The following is a 1,545-nucleotide window of genomic DNA, read 5'->3' as shown; positions in this document are numbered from 1 at the left end:
CAGTGGCACCACCACCGGCGATGTTCACCTGGCAACCCACGGTGTAACCCGGGAAAATCTTGCCCCCGGCCGCACCCGACAACTCGACCTGCGCACTACCCGACACCCACGCATTGCGATGCAACGGCGTCGAACCCATGGACGGACTGATGGTCGCGGACTCGCCGACCAAGCGGATGGTCACGACGGTGCCGTCCGACAGCGTCTTGGTCAGCTCCCCGCCCGGCAGCGGAACGAAGGTGTCGGCGTTGGCCGCACCTGTCGAGAGCAGTCCAACAGCGATTGCCGCAGACGCGCACAGCCCGGCCGCGCGCGCCATTTTCTTACGATCGAACATGGTAATCCCCTAAAGAATCTAATTCGCTTCAGCGAAAGAAGGTTTGACGGATCCGATCCGCGTCAGCCGATGCTGAACGGCATCCCGTACAGGGTGGTCTTCGAGTAGTGATCACCGATGATCTCGACGACCGTGTACGAACGCGCCTGCGCGTAACCCGCGCAGCCCTGGATCTGGATCTCCGCATCCTGATACTCCACCGAGTACACACCCGGCTTCAGGATGTCCTTGTAATCGATCTGAACGAACTTGACCTCACCGGGACCGAGGTTGATACCGATCGAACCACCGGCGCTCGCGCCGCTGAGGTTCACGCTGCCGGACACACCGGCGGAGATCGCGTCATCGGCGATGCTGACCTGGCAGCCGACGATGTAACCGGTGCTCAACTGCGAAGCACCGTGGGTGGACGAATTATTCGTGCCCGGGTTTCCGGTCGGACCATTGTTCGGCCCGATCTCACCTTCCGGGGTGACGGATACATCGGCGATGGCGTTCCCCGATACCCACACGACACGGCCGGCACCGTTCGCGGCAAGGGATGGGGAGATCAGGGCGCGCTCGCCCGTACGGGCGATGTTCACGCCAGGGCCTGCCTTGTGACCGTCCGGCAACGGCACGAAGACATCGGCATTTGCGGCACCGGTCGACAACAGACCGGTCGCTACGGCCGCCACGGCGGCGGCGCCCGCGACGCGGGCACCTCGAGACAGACCGTTGGTGCGGTACTTGCTCATCTTTTTCCTCATCAGGTTGCATCCGCCCACCTCAGGGTGTCGAGGCGGGCGTGTCCCTCCAAAGCCGGCGGCGCTCGATGGAATGTGCTGTCCATCAAGCGATCGCCGACCATCGCGTCATCGAGCGATCTCGGACGAAACAATGCTATTCGGTATCAACCAGACTTTTCCGGAAATTCGGGCAAATAGTCTCGGGGCGGGCAGCGATCGGACTAAGATCAGCCGGCTTCTTGCCGTGCAATCGAATTCATGACGAAATGGACCCGCCGCGATGCGAGGGGTCCATTTCATCGGGTGCTACGGGTTTTTCACCCGCCGTTCACTCAGCCGAGGCTGAAAGGCTGTCCCCACAGCGTCACCCAGGTGATCACATTGTCGGTCTCGACCTCGACGCTCACGAAAGCACGCGCCTGGGCATAGCCCGCGCAACCGTTCAAACCGATGGTCTCATCGGCCCACGTCACCGAACCA

The 1,545-nt window shown here is 62.3% G+C and carries 3 protein-coding genes; all 3 read right to left on the bottom strand.

Annotated features, from left to right (window positions below):
* Positions 1 to 337 (bottom strand): MspA family porin (locus IU450_RS39220; protein ID WP_195154773.1); only part of this gene is annotated, 337 nt, incomplete at its 3' end.
* Between the two features lie 62 nt (positions 338 to 399).
* Entirely contained in the window at positions 400 to 1,074 is a 675-nt protein-coding gene (locus IU450_RS39215; RefSeq protein ID WP_195154772.1) for an MspA family porin, read from the bottom strand.
* Between the two features lie 323 nt (positions 1,075 to 1,397).
* On the bottom strand, positions 1,398 to 1,545 hold a 148-nt coding region (locus IU450_RS39210; RefSeq protein WP_195154771.1), incomplete at its 5' end, for an MspA family porin.

This window comes from Nocardia abscessus (assembly GCF_015477775.1).
Classification (GTDB): domain Bacteria; phylum Actinomycetota; class Actinomycetes; order Mycobacteriales; family Mycobacteriaceae; genus Nocardia; species Nocardia abscessus_A.
This window is presented reverse-complemented; position numbering and strand designations above follow the sequence as displayed.